Source organism: Mycobacterium sp. 852002-40037_SCH5390672, assembly GCF_001665875.1.
Classification (GTDB): domain Bacteria; phylum Actinomycetota; class Actinomycetes; order Mycobacteriales; family Mycobacteriaceae; genus Mycobacterium.
In genome coordinates, this window is record NZ_LZTA01000037.1 from 1 (window position 1) to 1,708 (window position 1,708).

General features: G+C 69.2%; 2 protein-coding genes and 1 pseudogene. 2 read left to right on the forward strand and 1 reads right to left on the reverse strand.

Going from position 1 to position 1,708, the window contains the following annotated elements; all coding sequences use genetic code 11:
- A partial coding sequence (locus A5782_RS05410; RefSeq protein ID WP_067096229.1) for a hypothetical protein occupies positions 1-362 on the reverse strand: 362 nt, incomplete at its 3' end.
- Between the two features lie 274 nt (positions 363-636).
- On the opposite strand from A5782_RS05410, the gene A5782_RS05415 reads away from it, so the two are divergent.
- Together A5782_RS05415 and A5782_RS05420 are read left to right on the forward strand one after the other, a co-directional pair.
- Positions 637-1,350: a response regulator transcription factor gene (locus A5782_RS05415; protein ID WP_067096233.1), complete on the forward strand. Its 714-nt coding sequence runs from the start codon at positions 637-639 to the stop codon at positions 1,348-1,350.
- Positions 1,347-1,708: pseudogene (locus tag A5782_RS05420) on the forward strand (two-component sensor histidine kinase); the annotation flags it as partial. The gene A5782_RS05415 and the pseudogene A5782_RS05420, both read left to right, overlap by 4 nt.

Genomic DNA, 1,708 nt, shown 5'->3' on the forward strand with positions numbered 1-1,708 from the left:
CAGAAGCCACGCGGGGGTCCCGGCGGGCCGGGCGGCGGAGCGAATCCGAAGCCACCCTGCATGGGCCCGGCCATCGGAGGAGGCGGGGGCCCGTGGAATGGCGGCGCCGCGAACATCGGCGGCGGCCCGGGAGGCGGTGGCGGGGGCGGCCCGACGCTGACGATCCAGGCGAAGGCGATCGCCGCGACCGTGCCGACCGCGCCGAGCAGCGCGCCCGCTACCCCGGCGCCGATCACCACGCCGGTGGGGTGGCGGCGTCGCTCGGGCGCTTGGTGGGTGACCGGTGGCGGCGCGGGTGGCGCATGGTGGGTGACCGGCGATGGCGCGGGTGGATTGGTGTTGATGTCGTCGTTGGTGGTCATGTCACGGACGTTAAGAGCCGGAGCTGAAATGGATCTGAAGAAAGCGGCTGCTGACGAACCTCATCGGTCACTGTCGTCACCGCCGGAGGCCAATGACCTTTTTGCCCGCCTTTGCGCGACAACACGGTGACGCCCTGGCTGACAGCGAGATTGTCGCCCAAAGGCGGGCAATTGGCACACCTCTCATGTTGTGTGACGAACGGGGCGGCTGTGCCAACCCTCCGAGCCATCCGGCCTTCAGGTTGGTTTCAGAACCGGCGCCGACAATGGAGGAATGACGGATTGCCTCCGTGCGGCCGCCGGCCAGTTCAGCATCGGCACGCCGCGGGTACTGGTCGTCGAGGACTCCGAGACCATCCGGGAGATGGTCAGCGAAGCGCTCACCGATGTCGGCTATCACACCGACGCCCGCTGCGACGGCGACGGCTTGGAAGAGGTTCTCGACGGGATGCGTCCCGACCTGGTGGTGCTCGACGTGATGCTGCCGGGACGCGATGGGTTCGCGCTCATCGACGTCATCCGCGAATGGGGTGACGTCGGGATCGTCTTGATCACGGCGCGCGACGGGCTGCCCGATCGGCTGCGCGGACTCGACGGCGGGGCCGACGACTACGTCATCAAGCCGTTCGAGTTGGCCGAGCTCGTGTCGCGGGTGGGTGCGGTGCTGCGCCGTCGCGGACGACTGTCCCAGGTGATTCAGGTGGGCGACGTCACGCTGGACCTCGGCGCCGGTGTGGCGGCACGCGGCGGTCACCGGCTGGAACTGACCGCAACCGAGCTGCGCGTGCTGGCTTTTCTGGTGGAGCAGCGCGGCCGGATCGTCAGCGCGGGTCAAATCCTGAACGGCGTATGGGGTTACGACGCCTACGACCCCAACCTGGTGCAGGTTCATGTCAGCGGGCTGCGGCGCAAGCTGGAGGCGCACGGGCCGCGGATTCTGCACACCGTGCGCGGCATCGGTTACCGCCTGCAAGCCGAGCGGGCATGACGGCCGCGTCGACGACGCCGACGCCGTCGCTGCAACGTCGCGTCACGCTGGTGGTGCTGGCGCTGCTGGCCGTCCTGCTGGTGGTGCTCGGAGTCACCATCGACATCACCATGGGTGTTCTCGCCCACCGCAATCTGCACGACCGGCTGCTGGCCGCGACGTCGCGCGCCGACGCGCTGAGCGCTGCGCACACCTCACCCGATCTGCTCGCTGCCGAACTCAACGGCGGTGGGATTCGCGCACTCGTCGTCACCGCGGACGGCACCGCGTATGGCGACCGCGGGATCAGTCCCGAGTTGGGCGAGGGGGAGGTCGAACCGCCACCGCTGTATCCGCCACCGCCCTATCCGCCGTTTCC